This window comes from Bradyrhizobium betae, from assembly GCF_008932115.1.
Lineage (GTDB): Bacteria > Pseudomonadota > Alphaproteobacteria > Rhizobiales > Xanthobacteraceae > Bradyrhizobium > Bradyrhizobium betae.
The window spans coordinates 1,152,160-1,174,630 of sequence record NZ_CP044543.1; the positions used below are offsets into that span (position 1 = coordinate 1,152,160).

Consider the following 22,471-nt stretch of genomic DNA (forward strand, 5'->3'; position numbering starts at 1 on the left):
GGTTCGTTTTTTTGTTGGTCGCTTTATTCGTCCTGCGCAGGCAGCCATGTGCCGGGAATGACCCGTGAATGCCCGCGGAATTCCGCAATGACGGTGTCGCCTGCGGTGACGCGGACGTCGTAGATGCCGGACCGGCCGCCACGGGCGATCTCCCGCGCCTTCGCGACGAGGCGGTCCCCGAGCTTGCCCGGCTTGATGAACGTGATCTGGCCTTGGGCCGCGACCACGCGATCGTTGTGCGAGTTGCAGGCAAACGCAAAGGCTGAATCGGCGAGCGTGAAGATGAAGCCGCCATGGGCGATGCGCTGGCCGTTGACCATGTCCGGCCGCACCGTCATTGCGAGCGTCGCAAAACCCGGGCCGATCTCGACGATCTCCATCCCGAGCCCCTTGGACGCGTCGTCCTCGGCCCACATCGCATCGGCGCAGGCGCGCGCAATATCCTCAGGCGACAAGGTGGCTTTGACGTTCACGCGCTTCTCCCGGCCGATTGTTTGCACATGATGTTCTGCTGCCTGGCCCAAGCTGTCAAATAATGCGACGCATTTGCATCGTCGGGCCCTGATACGCCCGGTCAGACATGGTCGTAGTCGACCACGACCCGCTCCGACGACGGCTTGGCCTGGCAGGTCAGGACGAAGCCGGCCTTCAGCTCCCAAGGCTCCAGCGAATAATTGATGTCCATCGGCGCCTCCCCCTCGACCAGCTTGGCGCGGCAGGTCGAGCACATGCCGCCCTTGCAGGCGAAGGGCAGATCGACGCCGGCGCGCAGCGCCGCATCGAGGATCGCCTCGTCCTCGGCGACCGGCACGTCGCGGCGCTTGCCGTCGATGATCAGCGACGCGATCGCCTTCGGTGGCGCGTCGGGCGCAACGGCCTTCTTCGGCCGCGGCTTGCCGCCAAACTCGGAGACGAAACGCTCGACGTGAATGCGATCCTCCGCGATGCCGAGATCGCGGCAGGTCGTCTCGATCTCCTCGCTCATGCCTGACGGGCCGCAGACGAAGACGTGATCGACGCTCGCCGCCGGCACCAGCGAGCGCAACAGCACCCTCACCTTGTCGCCGTCGAGCCGGCCATGCAGGATCGGGATGTCCTGTTCCTCGCCGGAAATGACGTGAAAGATCGAGAGCCGATCGATGAAGCGATCCTTGAGCTCTTCGAGCGCCTCGAGGAACATGATGTTGTCGGTCGAGCGGTTGCCGTAGAACAGGAAGAAACGGCTGCCCCGCTCGCGCGACAGAATGCCCTTCACGATCGACAGGATCGGCGTGATGCCGGAGCCTGCGGCAAAGCCGACATGGATGCGCCCGTCATCATCAGGAGCGACCACGCCGAAGCGTCCGGTCGGCGTCATCACGTCGAGCTCGTCGCCGCATTTCAGTTCGTCCGCCGCCCAGCTCGAAAACGCGCCGCCATCGACCTTCTTCACGGCGATGCGGATCTCACCGTCGTCAGGGCCGGAGCAGATGGAATAGGAGCGGCGCACTTCCTCGCCGTCGAGCATGGTTCGCAACGTGAGATACTGGCCGGGCGTGAAGGCGTAGTCCCGGGCGAGTTCGCCGGGGATGGCGAAGGTCATCGAGACGGCGTCCGACGCCTCGCGGCGGAGGTCGTTGACGGCCAGGCGGTGAAAGCGTGGTGCGGCTGCGGACATGGTCAATGACACTTGAAATAATCGAAGGGCTCGCGGCAGGCCGTGCAGCGCCAGAGCGCCTTGCAGGAGGTCGAGCCGAACTCGGACAACAGCTCGGTCCTCTCCGAGCCGCATTGCGGGCACGCGACGACCTGGTCGCCGAACAGCGCGCGGCGCGAGCTCGACGCTTGCGGCGGCGCGATGCCGTAGGCGCGCAGCTTCTCGCGGCCCTCCTCGCTCATCCAGTCCGTGGTCCAGGCTGGCGACAGCACGGTGCGGATCTTCGGACGATGGAATCCGGCGCGCTCCAATGCGACCTCGATTTCGAGTGCGATCATGTTCATGGCCGGGCAGCCGGAATAGGTCGGCGTGATCGCGACCTCGACATGATCGCCGGCGAGGACGACATCGCGGAGCACCCCGAGATCGGCGATGGTCAGCACGGGAATTTCAGGATCGACCACGCTCGCAGCCGCATCCCAGGCGCGCCGGCGCAGCTCGGCGTCGCTCTCGAGCACCATCACCATGTCAGCCCCGGAAACGTCCGCTGCATCGATTGCAGCTCGGACAGAAGATGGCCGAGATGCTCGCTGTGCCGGCCGGAGCGGCCGCCCTGCTGCATCCAGTCGTTCTGCGGCAGCACCAGCGTTGCCTCGCTGACGACATCGGAGAGCGTCGTCAGCCAGCGGCCGCGCAGAGTCCCGGGATCAATGGCGATGCCGGCATGGATCAGGGCGCGTTCGCCGTCATCGACCGAAAACAGCTCGCCGGTGAAGGCCCAGAGATGATCGATCGCGGCCTGCACACGCCTGTGACTCTCCTCGGTTCCGTCGCCGAGCCGGATGATCCATTCCGAAGCGTGGCGCAGATGATAGGCGCTCTCCTTCTCCGACTTGGCGGCAATCGCGGCGAGCGTCGTGTCGCGTGAGGTCATCATTGCGCGCCAGTAGAGATCGGCGAAAGCGGAATAGAAGAACTGCCGCACCAACGTCTGGGCGAAGTCGCCATTCGGCTGCTCGACCAGCAGCAGATTGCGGTACTGCCGCACGTCGCGCAAATAGGCGAGCTTGTCTTCGTCGTTGCCCTTGCCTTCGGCCTTGGCGGCGTAGGTGTAGAGCTCACGCGCCTGACCGATGAGGTCGAGCGCGATGTTGGAGAGCGCCATGTCCTCTTCAAGCATCGGCGCATGCCCGCACCATTCCGACAGCCTGTGGCCAAGGATCAGCGAATCGTCGGCGCGGCGCAGTGCGTAGAGCACCAGTGGCGTTTCGGAGACTTCCGTGTTGGCGATCCCCATCACATGTGTCCCACTTCTTCCGGCACCTCATAAAACGTCGGGTGCCGGTAGATCTTCGATTCCGCCGGCTCGAACATCATGCCCTTCTCGGCGGGATCGCTCGCGGTGATCGCGCTGGACGGCACCACCCAGATCGACAGGCCCTCACCGCGCCGGGTGTAGATGTCGCGGGCGGCCTGGAGGGCCATGGTGGCGTCGCTGGCGTGCAGCGAGCCGACGTGCTTGTGCGCAAGCCCGTTGCGGCTGCGAATGAAGACTTCCCACAGTGGCGTGTTCGGCGTGGCCATCGTGCTTCTCCTATTCGGCAGCTTGTGCGGTCGGACGTTGCGCGCGCTTTGCGGCATAGGCGGCTGCCGCCTCGCGCACCCAGGCGCCCTCCTCGTGCGCCTTGCGGCGCGCGGCCATGCGGTCGCGGTTGCAGGGCCCGTTGCCGGCGAGCACCTGCTTGAATTCGGTCCAGTCGATCTCGCTGTAGCGCCAGTGCCCGTCGGCATCCTGAACCATGCCGGGATCGGGAATGGTGAGGCCGAGATATTGCGCCTGCGGCACGGTGGCATCGACAAACTTCTGGCGCAGCTCGTCGTTGGAGAAGCGCTTGATCTTCCACTTCGTCGAGGTATCGCTGTGCTGACTGGTGGCATCGGGCGGGCCGAACATCATCAGCACCGGCCACCACCAGCGGTTCAGCGCATCCTGCGCCATCGTCTTCTGTTCATCCGAGCCGCGACACAGCGTCACCATGATCTCGTAGCCCTGCCGCTGGTGAAACGACTCTTCCTTGCAGACGCGGATCATCGCGCGCGCATAGGGACCGTAGGAGCAGCGGCACAGCGGGATCTGGTTCATGATCGCGGCGCCGTCGACCAGCCAGCCGATGGTGCCGATGTCAGCCCAGGTCAGCGTCGGATAGTTGAAGATCGAGGAATATTTGGCCTTGCCCGCGAGCATGGCATCGACCAGCTCTTCGCGCGAGGCACCGAGCGTCTCGGCGGCGGCGTACAGATAGAGCCCGTGGCCGCATTCGTCCTGCACCTTGGCGAGCAGCGCCGCCTTGCGGCGCAGGGACGGCGCACGCGTGATCCAGTTGCCTTCGGGCAGCATGCCGACGATTTCGGAATGGGCGTGCTGGGAGATCTGGCGGGTGAGCGTCTTGCGATAGGCCGACGGCATCCAGTCATTCGGCTCGATACGTTCCTCCGCATCGATGCGCGCCTGGAATTGCGCAGCCTTGGCCGCATCCTCGAGACCGCGATCGTCGGTCTCGGTCGTATTCAGCGCCTGGGTGTACATGCGCATCCTCCCATTTTATTGGGAGGCAATATATAACAAGAATTATATCCGGCAAGATATTTCTGTAACATATTACTCAGGCCTCGAACCGCCTCTCCAGGAGCTTTCGCGCCGGCGGCAGCGGCCCCTTCTCGTTGGTTCCGTGGCCATCCAGCCAGTGTTCCGACGGAGCAAGCAAGGCGCGATAGATATCGCCACAGAGCTCGCGGGCGGCCCTGCCCGGCCAATCCGCCGGCAGCAGGCTACCCGGCAGCAGCGGATCGCGCAGCACGACGCGGCGGTAATGGTGGATCAGCAGGATGCGTGCGGTGAACGCGTCGGCTTCGGACAGATCCGTGCCGCGCGCGAGTGCGGCGCGCAGCGGCTCGAACGTCTTCATGAATTTCAGATAGGCATCCGCGGTGCGTTTCAGCGGCCAGCTCGCACTGAGCAGGCGGCGACCGCTGTCATCCTCGGCCGAGACTTCGAGACGGATCGCAGCCGCTGCTTCGTCGGGCACCGGCACGCCTGACGGCGCGACCCACACGCCCGGCAGCGGACTGCCGAAACCGGCGTTGCGCAGCGCCTCGCGCGAGGCGTCGCGATCCTCGCCATTGCCGATCAGCAGGAGTTCGAAACGGCCGGTCCAATCCGACGGCGGCGGATCATAGATGTGGCGTGTCGCTGCTTCAAAGGTCTGGCGGCCCTTGTCGGCCAGCCGATAAAAGCTGTTTCGGCCGACCTTCTCGCGCGTCAGCCAGCCATCGGCGGCGAGGCGCGACATCGCGGTACGCACGACACCGCTGTCGATATCAAGGCCTTCGAAGAATTCCAGCAGCGTACCGAGCCACACCACACCGCCACGCGGCACGATGGCATCGCCGAACACGGTGATGACGATGGAGCCGGTGCGCGACGGTTCGCGCTTGAGCTGGTCGATGATGCGGGAGAGCGGATGCGCCATGCGCGAGGCATAGCGCGTTTGATGCGGGCGCGACAATGGACGGGAACGACAAAGCCTCTACTCCTTCTCCCCGCCTGCGGGGAGAAGGTCGGGATGAGGGGGAGTCTCCGCAGAGTCGGTGAGAGTTGGATTCGCGGAGACTCCCCCTCACCCGGAATTTGCTCTTCGCAAATTCCGGCCTCTCCCCGCACGCGGGGAGAGGCGAAGCATCACCGATGCGGATCGGGATACGCCAGGCTGCGCCAGCCGCTGCGGTCGAAGGGCCGCCACTGGCCTTCCTTCTGCGCGAGGCGGTCGGCGACGGCGTAGACGACGGCAGGATGATGGCCCATGCCGCAATGGCTGCTGTCGACCTCGATGCTCTCGGTCTCAGCTCCCGTCTTCTCCATGCAGCCTTGCCAGGCGCAGACACCGTCGGTGCGGCTGAAGATGGCGGTGGTCGGAACCGGCGGCGGAACGGCCAGATCGCTGCCGAAGTTTGGATCGACCTGATCAGCACGCTGGCCGCTTGCCCATTCGTAGACGCGCCAGGCATTGGTCGATTTGGGATCGCCCGCAAAGGGACTGCCGAGCGTAATGACCTGCCGCACGCGATCAGGCATCATCTTGGCGAGCTGGCGCGCATAGAGGCCGCCGAGGCTCCAGCCGACCAAGCTGATCTTGCGACCATGCGTGTCGCTGAGCTCATGGACCAGATCCATCATCGCGTTCTGCACGCCCTCGCGTAGGCCGTAGTTGCGGCCCTGGCGCCAGCCGCTCACCTCATAGCCCTTGCCCGACAGAAATGTGCGCAGCGCGCGTGTGGACTCATCAGACGCCACGAGGCCGGGCAGCACCAGCACCGGATGCCCGTCGCCGCGCGGGGCGAAGCTGAGCAGCGGCAGCGCGCCGAGGAATGCGCCGAACTCGTGGATCGCGCGCCCTTCCAGAAACATCAGAGTACGGGACGGCGGGCGCAGCGTCTGGGCGGTAGCGGTCATCATTGTATCCCTTGAGAAGGCGCCGGCCGCGATACCGGCAAATGGGCATGAATTCCAATACGCCGGCTTCTTGAACGTTCCGCAGCGCAGCATGAATCAGCTAGGCGGCCGGTTCCGGACATTCAAGCCGGTGGAACGCGGGGCGACAATAGGCCCGCGCGCTAATGCTGGCGCCCGTGACGCAAAAGTCACAACAACCGGAGCAGGGATTCTACGGAGTAGAGCGCGAGCCCGGCGAGGCCGCCGATCAGCGAGCCGTTGAAGCGGATGTATTGCAGGTCGCGCCCGATGTTGATCTCGATCAGCGAAATCAGCTGCGCCATGTCCCACGATTTGACCTGATCGGAGATGAAGGTCGAGACGCCGCTCTTCTGGTCCGCAACGAAGCTGCGCAGCACCGCCACCAGACCCTTGTTGATCTCGCCGCGCAGCTCGGCATCGCCCGCGAGCGCTTCGCCGGCGGCGACGCACATACCGGCGAGATGATGCTGCAGCACTTGCGTCTCACCGCTCGCGCTGCGCTCGATGAAGGAGCGCGTATTGGCCCAGACGGTACGGGCAAGATCGGCAAGCTCGGGCCGCGCCAGCAGGTCGCGCTTCAGGCCGTTGATGCGATCGACATAGGCCTGGTCGGTGCCGAGCCGGTCGACGAAGCTCAGCACCATGCGATCGAACTCGCCGCGGAACGGATGTTTGGGATCGGCGCGCACTTCGTCGAAGAACGCCGTCGCCGACGCTACGATCTTGTTCACCAGAAACTTGTCGGCGCGGTAGAGCCGCAGCAGGGTCGGCAACTCCGCGCGCACCTTCTCGCGGATCATCGCCATCGTGTCTTTCTGATTGAGCGTCTCGTGCATCACGCGCAAGAGATCATCGAACAGGATCTGATGCCGCCTCTCCGCCACGAAGCCGCGCAGCGTGCCGGCGGCGAGCGGCGCAAGGTCGATTGACTGGAGCTGCGAGGACATGCGGCGGATGATGAAGGTCATCAGGCCCGAACTCTCGGTCGCGGCGACGGCCTCCGGCAGCAGGCGCAACGCGAAGCGCGCAAGGTCATCGCTGCGCTTGCGGTCGCGCAGCCAGTCGGCGACGAAGGAGCCGAAATCGATCTCGTTCAGCTTGGCCTCGACTGGGCCTGAATCGAGGAAATGCACCTGGATGAACTCGCCGAGCTTGTCGGCGATGCGGGCCTGGTTGCTCTGGATGATCGCGGTGTGCGGAATCGGCAGGCCGAGCGGCCGCTTGAACAGCGCGACCACGGCATACCAGTCGGCGAGCCCACCGATGGTCGCGGCTTCCGCGAAGGCGGCGACGAAGCCGAATATTGGATGCACGGGCAGCAGCCATTTCGCTACGGCGAACAGCGCAAGCGTCGCCGCCAGCACCAGCGTCGCCAATGCTTTCACGCGCCGCAGCTCGGCCGCGCGTTCGGCATCGCCGGGGGTGTCGAAGGAGAAGGAGGTGGGTCGAGTCATCGTAGATACTTAGCGCGCCGATCTCCGCGTGTCCCGGACGCGGTGCAGCGTGCAACGATGCACCGCAGAGCCGGGACCCAGCGAGTAACGAAGACAAGTGGTCCCCGGATCAGCAGTGCACCACGCCGCAAGCGCGGCGCGCTGCACTGCATCCGGGGAACGCAAAGCAAAACAAAGGCCCGCCGAAGCGGGCCTCAAATTTCAGTTTATCTACTCAGGTCGCCGGATCAGGCGGTCTTGTTGTAGACCTTGGCAAAATTGTCCTGAGCGGACTTCGCACCGTTGGCGGCGAGCTTGCCGAGATAGTCGGTGGTCGCCTTGGCGCGCGAGACGAACGCTTCGCCGCGGGCGCGGAGCAGGCTGGACTGGATCTCGACGGCTTCGCTGAACGACTTGGCGGACGCCAGCTTGTCGATGCCCGAGAAGAACGCCTCGGCGTCCTCGTAGATCGCCTGCTGAATGTTGCGGCTGATCTTGCCGGCTTCAGTAACGGATTCGGTCACCGCGTTCTCGACGGCAGCGGTCACCCGCTCGGAGCCGGCGAAAGCCTCGGCCGCACGATCCTTGGCGGTGTTGGCGGTCTTCTTGACGAACTCGCGGGCAGCCTCGGGAACTTCCAGGTTCTGGATGTTCTTGAATGCGTCCTTGAAGCCTTCGAAAGCGGTGTTGGTTTCGGTGGTCATTGGGGTTCTCTCCATCCTCATTGGGTTGAGCTATGGGCTCACCCCGTCCTTGTTGGCCCGGGGCACCTCTTATATGACATAGCTAATGGTGCACTGCAATATTCATATTGCAGTGCGGTATCACAAAACCGTGAACGGCTTCAGCGTGGGGCAATCTGCTGCCTTCCTAGCCCCTTGCCTACTGTGCATGGGGTTGAATTCGATCTTTCAGTGCTGGACGGCGCCCGGCAGGCCATAAGCCTCCATCTGGGCCTGGACCTGCGCGACGTTGTGGCCGAGCACGACGATGTCGTGGGTCTTGCCGTCGACGTCCCGGACATGGTCCCGCAGCAGCGCCTCGGCCTTGAAGCCGAGGCTCTCGAACAGCGTGATCGCGGCCTGCTGGTCGACCGTCATCTGGACGGCGAGCTTCTCGAGGCCGGCACCGAGCGCGAGCGCAAAGGTCTCCTGCGACAGCACCCGCCCCACGCCCTTCCCGCGCACGTCGAGCGACACAACCATGCGGATCTCGCCGACATGGGGCGACCAGGAATGCGGATCGCGCACCAGTGTGCCGCAGCCGACGACCTTGCCATCTTTCACCGCGAGCAGGCTGGTGATCGCGCCGCGCTCGATCTCCTTGACCCAGGCCGACAGCACCTTCGGCTGGCTGATGTTGCGCGGCAGGAACAGGAGGTCGTGGGTCGGCAGGCCCTGGCCGAAGGCAAGCACCGCGGCCTCGTCCGCAGGCGACATCAGACGGATCTCGATATCGCCGGCGTCGGTCCTGACGTGGCGCGGATAGGAACGCTGCTCACTCATGTCGATCTCTTCCCCAGCCAGGAATCCAGTTTCGGCCACAACCGCTTCACCGCGTTGGCGCCGGCGACGAGCGAGACGTGACCGCCCTTCAGCATCACCTCTTCCTTGTCCTCGGACCCGATCTTGGCGATCAGGTGCTTGGCGGCATCATACGGCACGATGTGATCGTGCTCGGCGACCGCGTGCAGGAACGGCACCTTGATGTCTTCCAACTTTGCTGCGCGGCCACCGACCGACATGGTGTCGTTGAACAGCTTGTTGTCCCACATCAGGTCCTTGGTGATGGTACGGAAATATTCGCCCGCCAGCGGCAGCGTGTCGGTCGCCCAGCGGTCGAACATCCGGTAGGACTTCACGAACTCGTCGTTCCAGATGTTCTCCCAGAGCTGGATCTGGCTCGCCGCGCGCGAAGCCGGGCGCAGCATCTCGAACGAGGACAGGATCATCTCCGGCGGGACGTTGCCGACGCTGTCGACGAGGCGGTCGACGTCGAAATAGCGGCGGTCGGAGAAGTTCGAGAACAGCTTCATCTGGCGGAAGTCGATCGGCGTGGTGAAGCAGATCAAATTCTTCATCGGTCCGTCCTTGTGGATCGAGCCGTAGAGCAGCGACAGCACGCCGCCGAAGCAATAGCCGATCACGGAAACGTCCTGCTCGCCTGAATCCTGCTGCACGCGGCGGACGCAATCCGGGATGAAGTCGAGCACATAGTCCTCCATCCGCAGGCTCTTCTCCTCCGGCCGCGGCGCGCTCCAGTCCAGCATGTAGACGTCGTATCCGCGCTTCAGGAGGAACTCGATGAAGCTCTGTCCGGGCACAAGGTCGAGAATGTAGCCGCGGTTGGTGGTCGCCATCACGATCAGGACCGGCACCCGGTAGATCTCGTCGGACATCGGCCGGTAGTGATACAGGCTCATCGTGCCGCGCGAATGCAGCACGTCCTTCGGAGTCGCGCCGAGTGTCGGGCCCGAGGTCGAGAAATATTCGACGCCCTTGATGCTGCGCTGGATGGCGCGCTGCACCTCGGACTGGATACGCTCCGGGATCCCCGCGAGATCGAGTCCAGCGGGAGCATTCATGCCTGCTCTCCGCCTTCGGATGGCGGGCGCTTCGTGCGCGGCGGCCGCGATGCAGTATCGGAGCCTTGAGACAAGCCGGAACTTGCGGCCATCTGGCTCAGCATCGATTTGATCTCGCCGATCTGGCCTTCCATCGCCTGCAGCCGTTCGGCAAGGCCGGTGACCTGCTCGCGGCTCGGCAGGTTCATCGTGACCAGGTATTTCTCCATGAGCTCGCCGAGCTGCTTCTGTGCACCTGCAGCAACGCCACCGGCCCGGTTCACGACTTGCGAAAACTCGGGCGAGGCCATGGCCTGATTGGCAAAGGAGTTGAACCCCTTCTCCATCTCGCCAACCATCTTCTGCCACATGGCGACAGGGTCATGGGTCTTGTCGGTCATCGGCGTCCTCCTGTGATCGAGAGCTGCGATGCCCTTCTTTTTGCGCCATACCACACCGTTGCGAGGAGCCGGTCAACCGGCAAGGCCCGCGCGCGCGGCTTCATTGCGACCGCAAACCGTGCGATACAGCATGGGTCAGAAGCGAAGGGAACGCAGCCGTGACCACCCATCAGCCGCCCCAGACCGTCCGCGCCAATGGCATCGACATCTGCTACGAGATCTTCGGCAACGACAATGCCGAGCCGCTGCTGCTGATCATGGGGCTCGGCGCGCAGATGATCCATTGGGACGATGCGTTCTGCGAGCAGCTCGCCGCGCACGGCTTCCGCGTGATCCGCTTCGACAACCGCGACATCGGCAAGTCGAGCCATCTCACCGGCGGCAAGCGCCTGACGCCGCTCGAGCTGTTGAAGCTGCGCTTCCTCAGGATTCCCGTCGCGGCAACTTACAAGCTGATCGACATGGCAAAAGACACGGTCGGGCTGATGGATGCGCTCGGCATCAAGTCGGCGCATCTGGTCGGCGCCTCCATGGGCGGCATGATCGCGCAGGAGGTGGCGCTGTCGTTTCCGCAGCGCGTGCGCTCGCTGACCTCGATCATGTCGACGACGGGCAATCCACGCGTCCCGCCGCCGACACGCGAGGCGGCAACCATGCTGATGGCGCCGCCGCCGCGCACCAAGGAGGAGTTCATCGTCCGCTTTGGCCAGACCTGGAAGGTGTTGCGCGCCGGCTCCTTTCCGGAAGAGGAAGCGCTCGATCTCGATCGTGCCGAACGCGTGTTCGCGCGCGGGCTCAATCCGGCCGGCGTCGGCCGGCAGCTCCGCGCCGTGCTCGCGTCCGGCAGCCGCAAGGAACGGCTGCATAGCGTGAAGGCGCCGACGCTGGTCATCCACGGCACCGTCGATCCACTGGTGCGGCCCGAAGGCGGCAAGGACACCGCGGAGTCAATTCCCGGCGCAAAGCTGCTGATGATCGAGGGCATGGGTCACGCGCTGTCGATGCGCTTCTGGCCCGAGATCATCGGCGCCATCGACAAGCATGCGCACGGCGCGGTGGCCGACGCGGCCTAAGCCTTCTTCGCCAGCCAGATCACGTGGCGCGCTCCGCCGCCTCTGCCGGTGGCGCGGACAGCGACTTCGTTGACATCGAAGCCGACGCGCTTCAGACGCTTGGTGAAGGCGGGGTTCGGCCCGGACGACCAGACCGCCAGCACGCCGCCCGGCCTTAGCGCCGTCTTCGCCGCCGTCAGCCCGCTCGCACTGTAGAGCGCGTCGTTGCCCTTCCGAGTCAGCCCCTCCGGCCCATTGTCGACGTCGAGGAGAATGGCGTCGTAGGCTGCGCTCTTCGCTCGGATGATTTCGCCGACGTCGATCTCGCGGATCTTCACTCTTTCATCATCGAGACTGTCCCCGAACACCTCGGCCATCGGGCCGCGCGCCCAGGCGACCACCGCCGGCACCAGTTCGGACACCACGATCTTCGCCTTGCTTCCGAGCACGGTCAGCGCCGCACGCAACGTAAAGCCCATACCGAGGCCACCGATGAGGACGACGGGCTTTGCGACCTTCTCGATCTGCTTGGCCGCGAGCGTCGCAAGCGCCGCTTCCGATCCCGACAGGCGGTTGTTCATCAGCTCGTTGGTGCCGAGCTTGATGGAAAACTCCTTGCCGCGCCGCATCAGGCGGAGCTCCTCGTCGGAGCCGGGGATTTTGGCGGTGTCGATCTTTTCCCAGGGAATCATGGCAGAGCTTTAGCATGATCGGAATTCGTAGGGTGGGTTAGCCACAGGCGTAACCCACCTCTTTACGTTCCGGTCGGACAGAAGTGGTGGGTTACGCCGGGCGGGTGCGCTTCGCACACCCACCCAGCTAACCCACCCTACAATCTGGCCTCAACCGCCCGCCCACACGTCCAGCACGTACCGGTTCTTCGCCCCCATCTCCTCGATCCAGCGCGCGCTCGCCGCCGCATCGCTGCCGCTCTTCTCGCGATGGATCGCGACGAGGGCCGCCTTCACGTCGGGCTCCATCTTGCCGCCGTCGCCGCAGACATAGACGATCGCGCCCTGCTCGATCATCGGCCAGACCTTGTCCTTCTGCGCGGCGAGCACGTGCTGCACATAGGTCTTCGGTCCGTCCGCGCGCGAGAACGCCGTGAACAGCTCGGTGATGCCGCTTGCCGCCAGCGCCTTCAGCTCGTCCGCATAGAGGAAGTCCTGATCAGGGCGGCGGCAGCCGAAGAACAGCATGGCCGGACCGAGCGCGGCACCCTTCGCCTTGCGCGCGGCGCGCTCCTGGAGGAAGCCGCGGAACGGCGCAAGTCCCGTGCCCGGGCCGATCATGATGACCGGCACGGACGGGTCGTCGGGCAGCCGGAAGCCGGCCTTGGTCTCGCGCACGGTGGCGTAGATCGCATCGCCCGCCCGCCGATTGGCGAGATAGTTCGAGCAGATCCCCTTGTAGGTCCCGCGCCCAGAGGCGGCCGGCCCTTCGACCACGCCGACCGTGATGCTGCAACGCGCCAGGTCGACCGACGGCGAGGACGAGATCGAGTAATAGCGCGGCGCCAGCAGCGAAAGCATTTCCAGGTAAACGTGGAACGGCAATTCGCAGGCCGGATATTCAAGCAGCAGGTCGAATACCGATTTGCGCCTGGCCAGGATCTCGGTGCGGTAACGCTCGAGCGGCTCGGCCTCCTCGCCGACGAAGGCCAGCAGCTTCGGCTTGGTGACCGGGCAGCGGGTATGCTCCGCCATGATCTGGATCTGCTTGCGTGTCGCCACCTGCTGCAACTCGACGAACTCGCTCAGGAGGCGGCCGACCGACACGGCGTCGCCGACCGGCAATTGCGCGCGGCGGCCCCCGGCGACCTGAAGCCGGATCTGGTCAGCCGGCACAAAGCCGAAGCGGCGGGCGACCGAATCCACCAGCGTCGGATCGTTGCGCGGGACGACACTCAGATGATCTCCGACGCGATAGGTGACGTTGGCCGGCAGCTGCACCTCGATATGCCGCGTCGAACGCGGCGACGGATTGGCCCCGCCCTTGTTCTGGAGCTCGTCATTGGCGAGCACCTTCATCGCCACGGCTCCACCCTGCGCCACGATCGTGTTCACGGCGGTCACCGCGACAGGCTCGATCGCATAGAGCGGATCATCTTCAGCCGTGCGGGTGAAATTCCAGTCGATGCCGAACTCCTTGGTCGCGACCTGGGCGGCCGCCGGGAACCATTTCTGGAACTGGCCGTCGAGATCGCTGCGCGCATCGCCCTCGCCGCGCGGATAGACAGCCCGCGCGCCATGCGCAGACAATTGTTCGTCGATGAGGCGCGGCACCGATTGATAGGTCGCCGCCCAGTCGCTGTTGCCGCAGCCGAACACGGCATAGCGCACGCCGGCAAAGGCATCCCTCGGCAGATCGTCGCGCAGCCATTTGACGAATTGCGTCGCATTGTCCGGCGGCGCACCGTTATAGGAAGCACAGATGATCAGCACGCCGCCTTCCTGCGGCAGCTTGCCGACGTAATCGTCGAGTGCCCCGAGCTGCACGGCAAAGCCGTTGATCTCGGCGAGGTCGGCCATGCGCGTCGCCAGTTCCTCGGCGGTGCCGAGATTGGAGCCGTAGAGCACCAGCATCGGCGTGTTGTGGCCGGGCCGCGCGGTCGGCTGACGCGGCGCCTTCGGCGCGGCAGACGCTGCCAACGGTCCACCATAGGCGCCTCGCTCGCGATCGGCGCGCGGGCGCACCTTGATCTTGAAGCCCTCGGGCTTCATCGTCAGGGTTTCCTTCAAATGCATCTGGTAGCGCTGGTGGTCGATCAGCTTGAAGCGCTGCAGGATCATACCCAGCGCAAGCGCAGCCTCGTGCATGGCAAAACCACGACCGATACAGGCGCGCTGGCCGTTGCCGAACGGCTTCCAGGCATTGATCGGCCGCTTGGCTTCTGCCTCGCGGCTGAAATTCTCGGGATCGAAGGCGTCGGGATTCGGTCCCCAGACTGAGGGATCACGGTGCAGCGCCGTGACGAGGATGGTCGTGAACGTGCCTTTCCGCAGCTTGTACTTGCCGCCGCCGATGGTCTCATCCTTCAGCGGCGAAATGCCGTAGGCCGGCGCCGGCGGCCACAGCCGCAGCGCCTCCTTCAGGATCTGCGTGATGTAGCTGAGCTGCGTGACCTGTTGGTAGGTCGGCTTCGCATTGACGTCGGGACCGAAGACGCGGTCGACCTCGTCATAGGCTTTCTTGAGAATGTCGGGATGCTTGAGCAGCGCATAGATCGTGCAGGACAGCAGGCCGCTTGTGGTCTCGTGGCCCGCGATCAGAAACGTGTTGATCTGGTAGCGGATATTGACGTCGTCGAGCTGCTCGCCGGTCGAACGATCGACGCCGGTCATCATGGCGGCGAGCATGTCCTTCTTGTCGTCGATCCCCTCAGCGCTCTTGCGGCGCTCGACGATGATCTCGTCGACCATCTTGTTCATGAAGGCGACGTCTTCGCCCAAGGTCTTGCGCCGCTTCTGCATCCAGAGCTGCTCGAACGGCAGGCCGCGCGTCATCATGATGGTCTCGAGCGAGCGCACCAGCGACTCGACGAAGGGATGATAGTCGCGCCGGTAGAACGAATTGAACCGGTACTCGAAGCCGCACAGGCCGATCGTGTCCAGCGTCAGCGCCGTCATATCGTGGACGACGTCGATCTCGTCGTCGGCGTTGAGCCGCTCCCATTTGTTGACGAGTTGCTCGGCGATGTCGACCATGCTCGGATGATAGGACTGCATGGCGCGGTTGCCGAAGGGCTGAAGCAGGATGTTGTGCGCCTTGCTCCAGTTCGGCTCCCTGGTGTCCGCCGTGAACAGGCCATCACCGCCGACCGCGCGCACACGCCGCAGCGCGCCGCGCACCGTCTTGTCGAAACGTTTCTCGTCGGACAGCTCGTCGACGAGATCGTGGCCGGAGACGACGACGATCGGCGAGCCCATCATGTCGAGCCAGAAGATCGGGCCGAGCTCCTTGGCAAGCCGCGTCAGGTGTTGCACCGGAGCGGCCGAGTCCAGCGACAGCATGTTGCCGACCACCGGCTTGGTCGGCGGCTGCGGGATCGGGTCCAGTCGGTTCTTGGATGACATTAAAAGTGCTTCCCCCTGATCGCGTCATTCCGGGGCGATGCGCAGCATCGAGCCCGGAATCTCGAGATTTCGGGTCCGGTCCTTCGGACCGTCCCGGAATGACGTCTCATTTGCATCGACGACTGCGTCGCTAGCCAAACCGCCTTCTACGCCATTCGATCAGCTTGGCGCTGACCTCTTCCGGCTTCTCCTGCTGGGTCCAATGACCACTGTCCTTGACGAGATACTTCTCGAGGTCGCTCACGAGCTTCTCCATGCCGTCCGCCGCCGACGGCGGCAGCACCGCGTCGTTTTCCGCCATGATCATCAACGACGGCACGTGGATGTGGTGGTCGAGCCCCTTCGAGCGCTCCCAATTGCGCGTGAAATTGCGATACCAGTTGATGCCGCCAGTGAAGCCGGTCTTCGTGAAGGTGTCGACGAACACCTTCTTCTCGTCGGCAGACAGGATCGGCGTCCGCGGATCGACCTTGGCGTCATAAGCCGCAATCATCTGGGGAAACGCCAGGTTCGTCTTCGACGAGGCGCCGACGCCCGCGATCGGCGGCTCATCGGGCTTTGCCGCCGGTCGCGGCAGCGGCTTGCGCATGAAAGCATCGAACGTCTGCTCGACACGGCTGCCAAAGATCTTGTCCGGCTCGCGCGCGGGATCCTGGAACTGGACGATGTACATCTGGTCGCCGAAGCGCTGGCGGAACAGTGCGATCGGATCGATCGGCGCGCGATCCCAATGCGGGGTGTTGACGCCGACGACGCCAGCGACGCGCGCGGGATGGCGCAGCGGCATCTGCCAGACAACGAAGCCGCCCCAGTCGTGTCCGACGAAGATCGCCTTGTCGATCCCGAGATGATCCAGCAGCCCGACGAGATCGCCGGTCAGGTGCTCCATGTCATAGGCTTCGACCGGTTCCGGCCGGTCGGTTGCGCCATAGCCGCGCTGGTCGGGGGCGATCACCCTTATGTCCGCCTCGCTCAACGCCTTGATCTGGTGGCGCCAGGAGAAGGCAAGCTCTGGCCAGCCGTGACACAGCACGACCGGCGGGGTGTCCGTGACCGGACCCGCCTCGTAATAGCCCATGCGGATTCCATTCGTCTGCGCGAATTTGAGCGGCGGCATTTCAATCATCATGAGATTCCTGGCAAAATTCCTATTCCGCGGCGCCCTTGATGTCGGCCGCGGGCGGCGCATAGGCCGCCTCGAGCGCGGCAAACTCTGCCGGCAGCATGTCGCACATCACCTGCACATGCGGAATGATGTTGGCGCCGACGATGAAGCCGAAATCGAGCTGGTCGCGATAGCTCTGCACGGTGATGTTGAGCGCCTGCCCGTGGGTCGAGATCGACACCGGGAAGATGTGCAACAACTCGGCGCCGGCGGCATAGAGCGTCTGCCGCGGCCCCGGCACGTTGGACACCGTAATATTGGCGGCCGGCGGCAGCACATCGGACAGATTGGAGCGGCTGTAGAGCAACGCCAGGATCTGCACCATCATCGGCGCACCGAGCATCGAGATGTTGGAGACCTGCGGCATCAACGCGCGCAGCGGGTGCGACATTTCCTTGGACTTGGTCGACTGCGCGATGATGGCTTCCAGCCGTGCCTTGGGGTCCTCGATATTGGTCGCGATCGAACAGATCATCCCGAACACCTGGTTGTTGGCCTCGGTGTTGCCCTCCTCGCGGAGCGAGATCGGCACGGCGGCGGTCAGGGATTTGGCCGGCAGCGTACCGTATTGCTGGAGGTAGCGCCGGACCACGCCGGAGGCGAGCGCCAGCACGACGTCGTTGAGCTTGCCGCCAGCCTGCTTGGCCAGCGCCTTCGCCCGCGACAGCGAGATCGACACACCGGCAAAACTCCGCTCCGACGAGATCGTCTTGTTGAGCATGGTCGGGGGTGACACCATGCTGGCGAGGCTCTCGCGCGATTTGGGATCTGAGATCTTGCCGAGCACGTCGGAGACGCTCTTGACCATGGTCGGGATGTTGCCGGCGAAGCGCACGGCGCTCTCGATCTGGTACATCGCATTGTCGAACAGGATCGAGCCGATGTCGCTTTTGCCGGTGCGCGGCAGTTGCAGGTTCTTCGCGGCCGCCGGGGCGTCGAGCGGCTGTGTGAAGAGTTGCTGGTAGGAATCGAGCAGGTTCGCCGCGATGTCGCGCGGCTCCTGTCCTGGCTTGGCTCCGGCCGCCGGCGGATCGACCTGTCGCGGGATCGGCGAGATGTCATAGATCATGTTGGTCAGCGCCGCACCGGCGCCACCGTCGATCGCGGCATGATGCATCTTGGAATAGAGTCCGACTTCGTTGTCCTTCATGCCCTCGAAGACGTAGAACTCCCACAGCGGGCGAGCGCGGTTCAGGAGCTTGGCGTGCATCCAGCCGACGATGCGCTCGAGCGTGGCGCGATCGTGGGGCGCCGGCAAGCTGGCGCGGAAGATGTGACGGTCGATGTCGAACTGGTCGTCCTCGACCCAGGAGGGATGGTCGATGTCGAGCGGTGCCTTCTCCAGCCGCGCTTTCAGGATCGGCGCGATGTGCAGGCGCGAGACGATCATCGCCTTGAAGTCTTCGAAGAAGTCGCCCTTGTAGTCGTCTGGCAGGCGAAAGATCGCCATGCTGCCGACATGCATCGGCATCTCCGGCGTTTCCAGATAGAGAAACGATGCGTCCAGCGACGACAGCTTCCGACCGTCAGCCATAGTTCCCTCCCACGCATACCGACGGGCGCCTTGGCCGGCACTTCTCGTCAGGCCGATATTGCCTGTTCCGGCGGGGCATATGCAATGGCAAACGGGCCGGCCCGGTCAAATGGGGAGAACTCCCCCTCCGGTTGCGCCAGGCGGTCCGCCACGGCCCACAGCGCCGCGGGGTTCACGCCGAGCCCGATATGGCTCGCCAGGCGCACCTCGATGTTCTCGGCGCGGTCGGAGGGCCGCAACAGACAGGTGCGCCAGTTCACGACGCCGTCGGTGCGCGAATAGATCGACGTCGCCGGCACCGGAAGATCGCCGGCGATCGCCTCGCGCGCTTCCGCAAAATCCTCGACACGTTCGCCGGACATCATCTCGTAAAGCCGCGTCGCATTGGTCGCCCGCACGTCATTGGCAAACGGGCTGCCGAGCGTGACGACGCAGCGGACCATCTCGGGCGCCCGAAGCGCGAGATCGCGGGCATAGACGCCGCCGAGGCTCCAGCCGACCAGGCTGACCTTGCGCCCGCTCGCGGCATGGATCTCGGCGAGACGGGCGTGCAAGGCCTCACGCATCCGCCCCAGCCCACCGAGATTGCGCCCCATCCGCCAGGCATGCGCCTCGTAGCCGAGTTCGCTGAGATAGCGCCGCATCGGCGCCATCGACAGGTCGCTGGCGAGAAAGCCCGGCAGCGCCAGAACCGGATGGCCGTCGCCCCTGGGCGCGTGCATCAGGACCGGAGACAGCAGCAGGCTGGCGTTGAACTCGAACAGGCTGCGGGCTTCGGCAAGCAGCAGGCCGAGGCCCGGCGGACGAAGCCGACCTGACGCCTGCGGCCCGTCCGGCCCGCGCGACATTATTTTTTCTTGTCGCCGGCGCGCGTGCCGCCGAGGCCGGCCATGGTGACGAACATGTCCTGAAACCGCTCTGCGATCTTGGGATCGAAGGTGAACCAGCTCTGGATCAGGGATTCGGGCGAGACCTTATCGATGTTGGACATCATCTGCTGTTGCAACTTGTCCATCACGGCGGTCTGCATCGGCATCACGTCGGGTAGTCCGAAGAACTGGCGGGCTTCAAGGGGGGTACAGTCGATTTCGATGTTAACTTTCATGTCCCCTCCGGAAGAGATTCGAGCAGCGTTCCATAGTATCGCCGCGACACGGTGTGCGACGCAAGCGACCTGAGGCAGGCAATCGGGCCACGGCTTCGCGATCAGCCGGTATGGTCAATCAAATCCGCCCCTCGCCCCAAGATTGTTGGTCAACATTGCTGCACAGCGGCGCAACTTGGCGCGTTCCTTGCTGGAATGGCGCTTGCACGGGTCGAGAACTCTGGGCAACATGGATCGATCAGCCCCGCCGAACAATCAAAAATGACGGTGCGGGCGAGTGGAGAGGGTCAAGAATGTCAGTCGGACGAAGTCTGTTTGCGGCGACGCTCGCCGGTATGCTTGCGTTGACGGCCTCGCCGGCGTCGAGCCAGACGCTGCGCTACGCCAACCAGGGTGAGCTCAAATCGCTCGACCCCTACACGCTGAACGAGTCGACCACCAGTGCGCATCTCGGCCACGTCTATGAGGGCCTGGTCGCCCGCGACAAGGACCTGAAGATCATCCCGGGGCTTGCCGAAAGCTGGGAGACGCCGGAGCCGACACGCTGGCGCTTTCACCTGCGCAAGAACGTAAAATTCCACAATGGCGACCCCTTCACCGCCGATGACGTCGTGTTCTCGGCCGAGCGCGTGCGGGCGAAAGGCTCGAATTTCCAGAGCCGCGTTCCTGCCGACGCCAAGGCGATCAAGATCGACGATTACACCGTAGATTTCGTGCTGACCTCGCCCAATCCCATCCTGACGGCGCTCTGGGCGACCTGGTACATCATGGACAAGAAATGGGCAGAGGCGAACGATGCGGTGGCACCGACACCGGCCGCCGCAACGACTCCGAGCTACGCCTCGCTCCATGAAAACGGCACCGGCCCCTTCATGATCGATAGCCATCAGCCGGGCGTGAAGACCGTCTTCAAGGCCAATCCGAACTGGTGGCGCAAGCCGGAACATAATCTGAAGGAGATCGTCTTCACGCCGATCGCAAACCCGGCCACGCGTGTCGCGGCGCTGTTGTCGGGCGAGGTCGACGTGATCGAGCCGGTTCCGGTGCAGGACATCGAGCGCGTCAAAGCAAGCCCCAACGCGACCGTGCTGACGGGACCTGAACTCCGCACCATTTTCGTCGGCATGGATCAGGCGCGCGACGAACTCTTGTACTCCAACATCAAGGGCAAGAATCCGTTCAAGGACATCCGCGTCCGCGAAGCGGTTTACCGGGCGATCGATGTCGACCTGATCAAGAATCGCGTCATGCGCGGGCTGTCCACGCCGTCCGCTTTGATGGTTGCACCGGAGATCTATTCCGCGAAGAGCTTCACTCGGCCGAAGTTCGACCCTGACGCCGCCAAGAAACTCCTGGCGGATGCTGGCTATGCGGACGGCTTCGAAGTGACCATGGACTGCCCGAACGACCGCTACGTCAATGACGCCGCGATCTGTCAGGCAATCGTCGGTATGCTCGCCCGCATCAACATCAAGGTGGACCTGCTGGCGCAACCGAAGGCCCAGTATTTCGCCAAGGTGTTGAAGCCCGGCGGCTACAAGACCTCGCTGTTCATGCTGGGCTGGACCCCGGATACGCTCGACTCCCAGAACGTGCTGCACGACATCATGGGCTGCCGGGATGACCCGAAGGATCCCAACCGCGGCGAAGCCAACCTCGCCGGCTATTGCAACAAGGAGTTCGACGATCTCGCGGACAAGGTTCTCCTTGAGTCTGATACGGCCAAGCGCGATCAACTGATCAAGCAGGCTTTCGAGGTCTCGATCAAGGATTGGGCCTATGTCCCGCTGCACCAGCAGGCGCTTGCCTGGGGTGTGTCGAAAAAAGTGAAACTAACCCAGCGCGCGGACAATCAGGTCCTGCTCTACTGGGCGACCAAGCAGGACGAGTAATTGTCGACAAGTTGTGAAGTCCCGGAAGCGATGGCTTCCGGGACTTGCATTTTCAGGCTAACGCGATGACGCGTGCCGCTGAAGAGATGTGAAAGGAACAGATGCTCGCTTTCACACTGCGCCGGGCCATCCAGGCCATCGGCGTCATGATCGCCGTCGGGATCATCTCGTTCTCGATGTTCCGTTTCGCCGGCGATCCCGTCAACCAGATGGTCGGGATGGATACGTCGGGCACCGAACGCGCCGCGATCCGCAAGTCGCTCGGCCTCGACGATCCCGTCATCGTGCAGTTCGGCCGCTATGTCGGCAACGCTGCACAGTTCAAGTTCGGCGTGTCCTACCAGTTCCGCCTGCCGGTCACGAGCCTGCTGATCGAGCGGATGCCTGCAACGCTGGAACTCGCGATCTGCGCCACCATCTTTGCGATGGTCAGCGGCATCCTGATGGGGGTCTATTCCGCGCTTCGCCGCGACAGCTGGCTCGCGCATGTCTTCCAGGCCGTCTCGCTGATCGGCATCTCGCTGCCGACCTTCCTGATCGGCATTCTCATGATCTACCTGTTTTCGGTGACGCTGGGCTGGCTGCCCTCGTTCGGGCGCGGCGACGTCGTTCATATCGGCTGGTGGACGACAGGCCTTCTGACACTGTCGGGCTTGAAAGCGCTGATCATGCCTTCGATTACGCTTGGCTTGTTCCAGATGACGCTGATCATGCGGCTCGTCCGCGCGGAGATGCTGGAAGTGATGCGGACCGACTACATCCGCTTCGCTCGTGCGCGCGGACTGACCACGCGGGCGATCCATTTCGGCCACGCGCTGCGCAACACGCTGGTTCCCGTCATCACCGTCGCCGGCCTGCAATTTGGCTCGGTAATTGCATTCGCGATCATCACCGAAACCGTATTCCAGTGGCCAGGCATGGGCCTCCTGTTCGTGCAGGCCGTTCAGAACGTCGATATCCCGATCATGGCGGCCTATCTGATGATGGTGTCCCTGATCTTCGTCACCATCAATCTCGTGGTTGATATCCTCTACACCATCGTCGATCCGCGGCTGCGCTCGACGGTCAGCCGGGCGCATTGAG

General features: G+C 64.1%; 22 protein-coding genes. 3 read left to right on the plus strand and 19 right to left on the minus strand.

Annotation, left to right across the window (positions count from 1 at the left end; all coding sequences use genetic code 11):
- Nucleotides 1-23 precede the first annotated feature (23 nt).
- The 13 genes from paaI to F8237_RS05670 all read right to left on the minus strand — a co-directional run bounded on the left by paaI (nt 24) and on the right by F8237_RS05670 (nt 10,564).
- A complete protein-coding gene (paaI, locus tag F8237_RS05610) occupies nt 24-473 on the minus strand; it encodes a hydroxyphenylacetyl-CoA thioesterase PaaI (RefSeq protein WP_162005883.1) in 450 nt (149 codons plus the stop codon).
- 101 nt (nt 474-574) lie between these two features.
- On the minus strand, nt 575-1,657 hold the full coding sequence (gene paaE / locus F8237_RS05615) for a 1,2-phenylacetyl-CoA epoxidase subunit PaaE (protein WP_151642795.1): 1,083 nt from the start codon (nt 1,655-1,657) through the stop codon (nt 575-577).
- 2 nt (nt 1,658-1,659) lie between these two features.
- Nucleotides 1,660-2,163, minus strand: coding sequence for a 1,2-phenylacetyl-CoA epoxidase subunit PaaD (paaD, locus tag F8237_RS05620; protein ID WP_151642796.1), 504 nt, complete (start codon nt 2,161-2,163; stop codon nt 1,660-1,662).
- Complete coding sequence (gene paaC / locus F8237_RS05625) at nt 2,157-2,933, minus strand: 1,2-phenylacetyl-CoA epoxidase subunit PaaC (RefSeq protein WP_162005884.1); 777 nt, start codon at nt 2,931-2,933, stop codon at nt 2,157-2,159. Before paaC ends, paaD begins: the two co-directional genes overlap by 7 nt.
- Nucleotides 2,933-3,220 carry a 1,2-phenylacetyl-CoA epoxidase subunit PaaB gene (gene paaB, locus F8237_RS05630; RefSeq protein ID WP_015687593.1) on the minus strand — a complete coding sequence of 96 codons (288 nt, stop codon included), beginning with the start codon at nt 3,218-3,220 and terminating at the stop codon, nt 2,933-2,935. Before paaB ends, paaC begins: the two co-directional genes overlap by 1 nt.
- A 10-nt stretch (nt 3,221-3,230) precedes the next feature.
- Nucleotides 3,231-4,223, minus strand: coding sequence for a 1,2-phenylacetyl-CoA epoxidase subunit PaaA (gene paaA, locus F8237_RS05635; RefSeq protein ID WP_162005885.1), 993 nt, complete (start codon nt 4,221-4,223; stop codon nt 3,231-3,233).
- A 76-nt stretch (nt 4,224-4,299) separates the two neighbouring features.
- On the minus strand, nt 4,300-5,166 hold the full coding sequence (gene paaX / locus F8237_RS05640; RefSeq protein WP_151642799.1) for a phenylacetic acid degradation operon negative regulatory protein PaaX: 867 nt from the start codon (nt 5,164-5,166) through the stop codon (nt 4,300-4,302).
- 209 nt (nt 5,167-5,375) lie between these two features.
- Complete coding sequence (locus tag F8237_RS05645) at nt 5,376-6,146, minus strand: esterase/lipase family protein (protein ID WP_162006350.1); 771 nt, start codon at nt 6,144-6,146, stop codon at nt 5,376-5,378.
- 188 nt (nt 6,147-6,334) lie between these two features.
- Nucleotides 6,335-7,621, minus strand: coding sequence for a DUF445 domain-containing protein (locus F8237_RS05650; RefSeq protein ID WP_151642801.1), 1,287 nt, complete (start codon nt 7,619-7,621; stop codon nt 6,335-6,337).
- Between the two features lie 227 nt (nt 7,622-7,848).
- A complete protein-coding gene (locus F8237_RS05655; protein WP_015687598.1) occupies nt 7,849-8,304 on the minus strand; it encodes a phasin in 456 nt (151 codons plus the stop codon).
- Nucleotides 8,305-8,511: 207 nt separating this feature from the next.
- Nucleotides 8,512-9,105, minus strand: a complete 594-nt coding sequence (locus tag F8237_RS05660) for a GNAT family N-acetyltransferase (protein WP_162005886.1) — start codon at nt 9,103-9,105, stop codon at nt 8,512-8,514.
- Nucleotides 9,102-10,184: a PHA/PHB synthase family protein gene (locus F8237_RS05665; RefSeq protein WP_151642803.1), complete on the minus strand. Its 1,083-nt coding sequence runs from the start codon at nt 10,182-10,184 to the stop codon at nt 9,102-9,104. The genes F8237_RS05660 and F8237_RS05665 overlap by 4 nt, the downstream gene beginning before the upstream one ends.
- Nucleotides 10,181-10,564 (minus strand): hypothetical protein, encoded by a 384-nt coding sequence (locus tag F8237_RS05670; protein ID WP_151642804.1) that lies wholly within the window; start codon nt 10,562-10,564, stop codon nt 10,181-10,183. The genes F8237_RS05665 and F8237_RS05670 overlap by 4 nt, the downstream gene beginning before the upstream one ends.
- A gap of 158 nt (nt 10,565-10,722) precedes the next feature.
- Between F8237_RS05670 and F8237_RS05675 the strand changes: the two genes are divergently transcribed.
- A complete protein-coding gene (locus tag F8237_RS05675) occupies nt 10,723-11,637 on the plus strand; it encodes an alpha/beta fold hydrolase (RefSeq protein WP_151642805.1) in 915 nt (304 codons plus the stop codon).
- On the opposite strand, the gene F8237_RS05680 is transcribed toward F8237_RS05675, so the two are convergent.
- The 6 genes from F8237_RS05680 to F8237_RS05705 all read right to left on the minus strand — a co-directional run bounded on the left by F8237_RS05680 (nt 11,634) and on the right by F8237_RS05705 (nt 19,496).
- Nucleotides 11,634-12,308: a spermidine synthase gene (locus F8237_RS05680; RefSeq protein WP_151642806.1), complete on the minus strand. Its 675-nt coding sequence runs from the start codon at nt 12,306-12,308 to the stop codon at nt 11,634-11,636. The two genes, F8237_RS05675 and F8237_RS05680, sit on opposite strands and share 4 nt — an antisense overlap.
- Nucleotides 12,309-12,458: 150 nt before the next feature.
- Nucleotides 12,459-15,692, minus strand: a complete 3,234-nt coding sequence (locus F8237_RS05685; RefSeq protein ID WP_151642807.1) for a bifunctional cytochrome P450/NADPH--P450 reductase — start codon at nt 15,690-15,692, stop codon at nt 12,459-12,461.
- A gap of 130 nt (nt 15,693-15,822) precedes the next feature.
- On the minus strand, nt 15,823-16,818 hold the full coding sequence (locus tag F8237_RS05690) for an alpha/beta fold hydrolase (protein ID WP_162006351.1): 996 nt from the start codon (nt 16,816-16,818) through the stop codon (nt 15,823-15,825).
- Nucleotides 16,819-16,840: 22 nt separating this feature from the next.
- Nucleotides 16,841-18,391, minus strand: a complete 1,551-nt coding sequence (locus F8237_RS05695; protein ID WP_151642809.1) for a WS/DGAT/MGAT family O-acyltransferase — start codon at nt 18,389-18,391, stop codon at nt 16,841-16,843.
- 47 nt (nt 18,392-18,438) lie between these two features.
- Entirely contained in the window at nt 18,439-19,239 is an 801-nt protein-coding gene (locus tag F8237_RS05700) for an esterase/lipase family protein (RefSeq protein WP_151642810.1), read from the minus strand.
- Entirely contained in the window at nt 19,239-19,496 is a 258-nt protein-coding gene (locus tag F8237_RS05705; protein WP_015687608.1) for a DUF6489 family protein, read from the minus strand. Before F8237_RS05705 ends, F8237_RS05700 begins: the two co-directional genes overlap by 1 nt.
- Before the next feature lie 293 nt (nt 19,497-19,789).
- On the opposite strand from F8237_RS05705, the gene F8237_RS05710 reads away from it, so the two are divergent.
- Both F8237_RS05710 and F8237_RS05715 read left to right on the plus strand, forming a co-directional pair.
- Entirely contained in the window at nt 19,790-21,388 is a 1,599-nt protein-coding gene (locus F8237_RS05710) for an ABC transporter substrate-binding protein (protein WP_151642811.1), read from the plus strand.
- Between the two features lie 101 nt (nt 21,389-21,489).
- The gene (locus tag F8237_RS05715) at nt 21,490-22,470 is read left to right on the plus strand and encodes an ABC transporter permease (RefSeq protein ID WP_151642812.1); all 981 of its coding nucleotides are present in this window, start codon (nt 21,490-21,492) and stop codon (nt 22,468-22,470) included.
- Nucleotide 22,471: the final 1 nt, after the last annotated feature.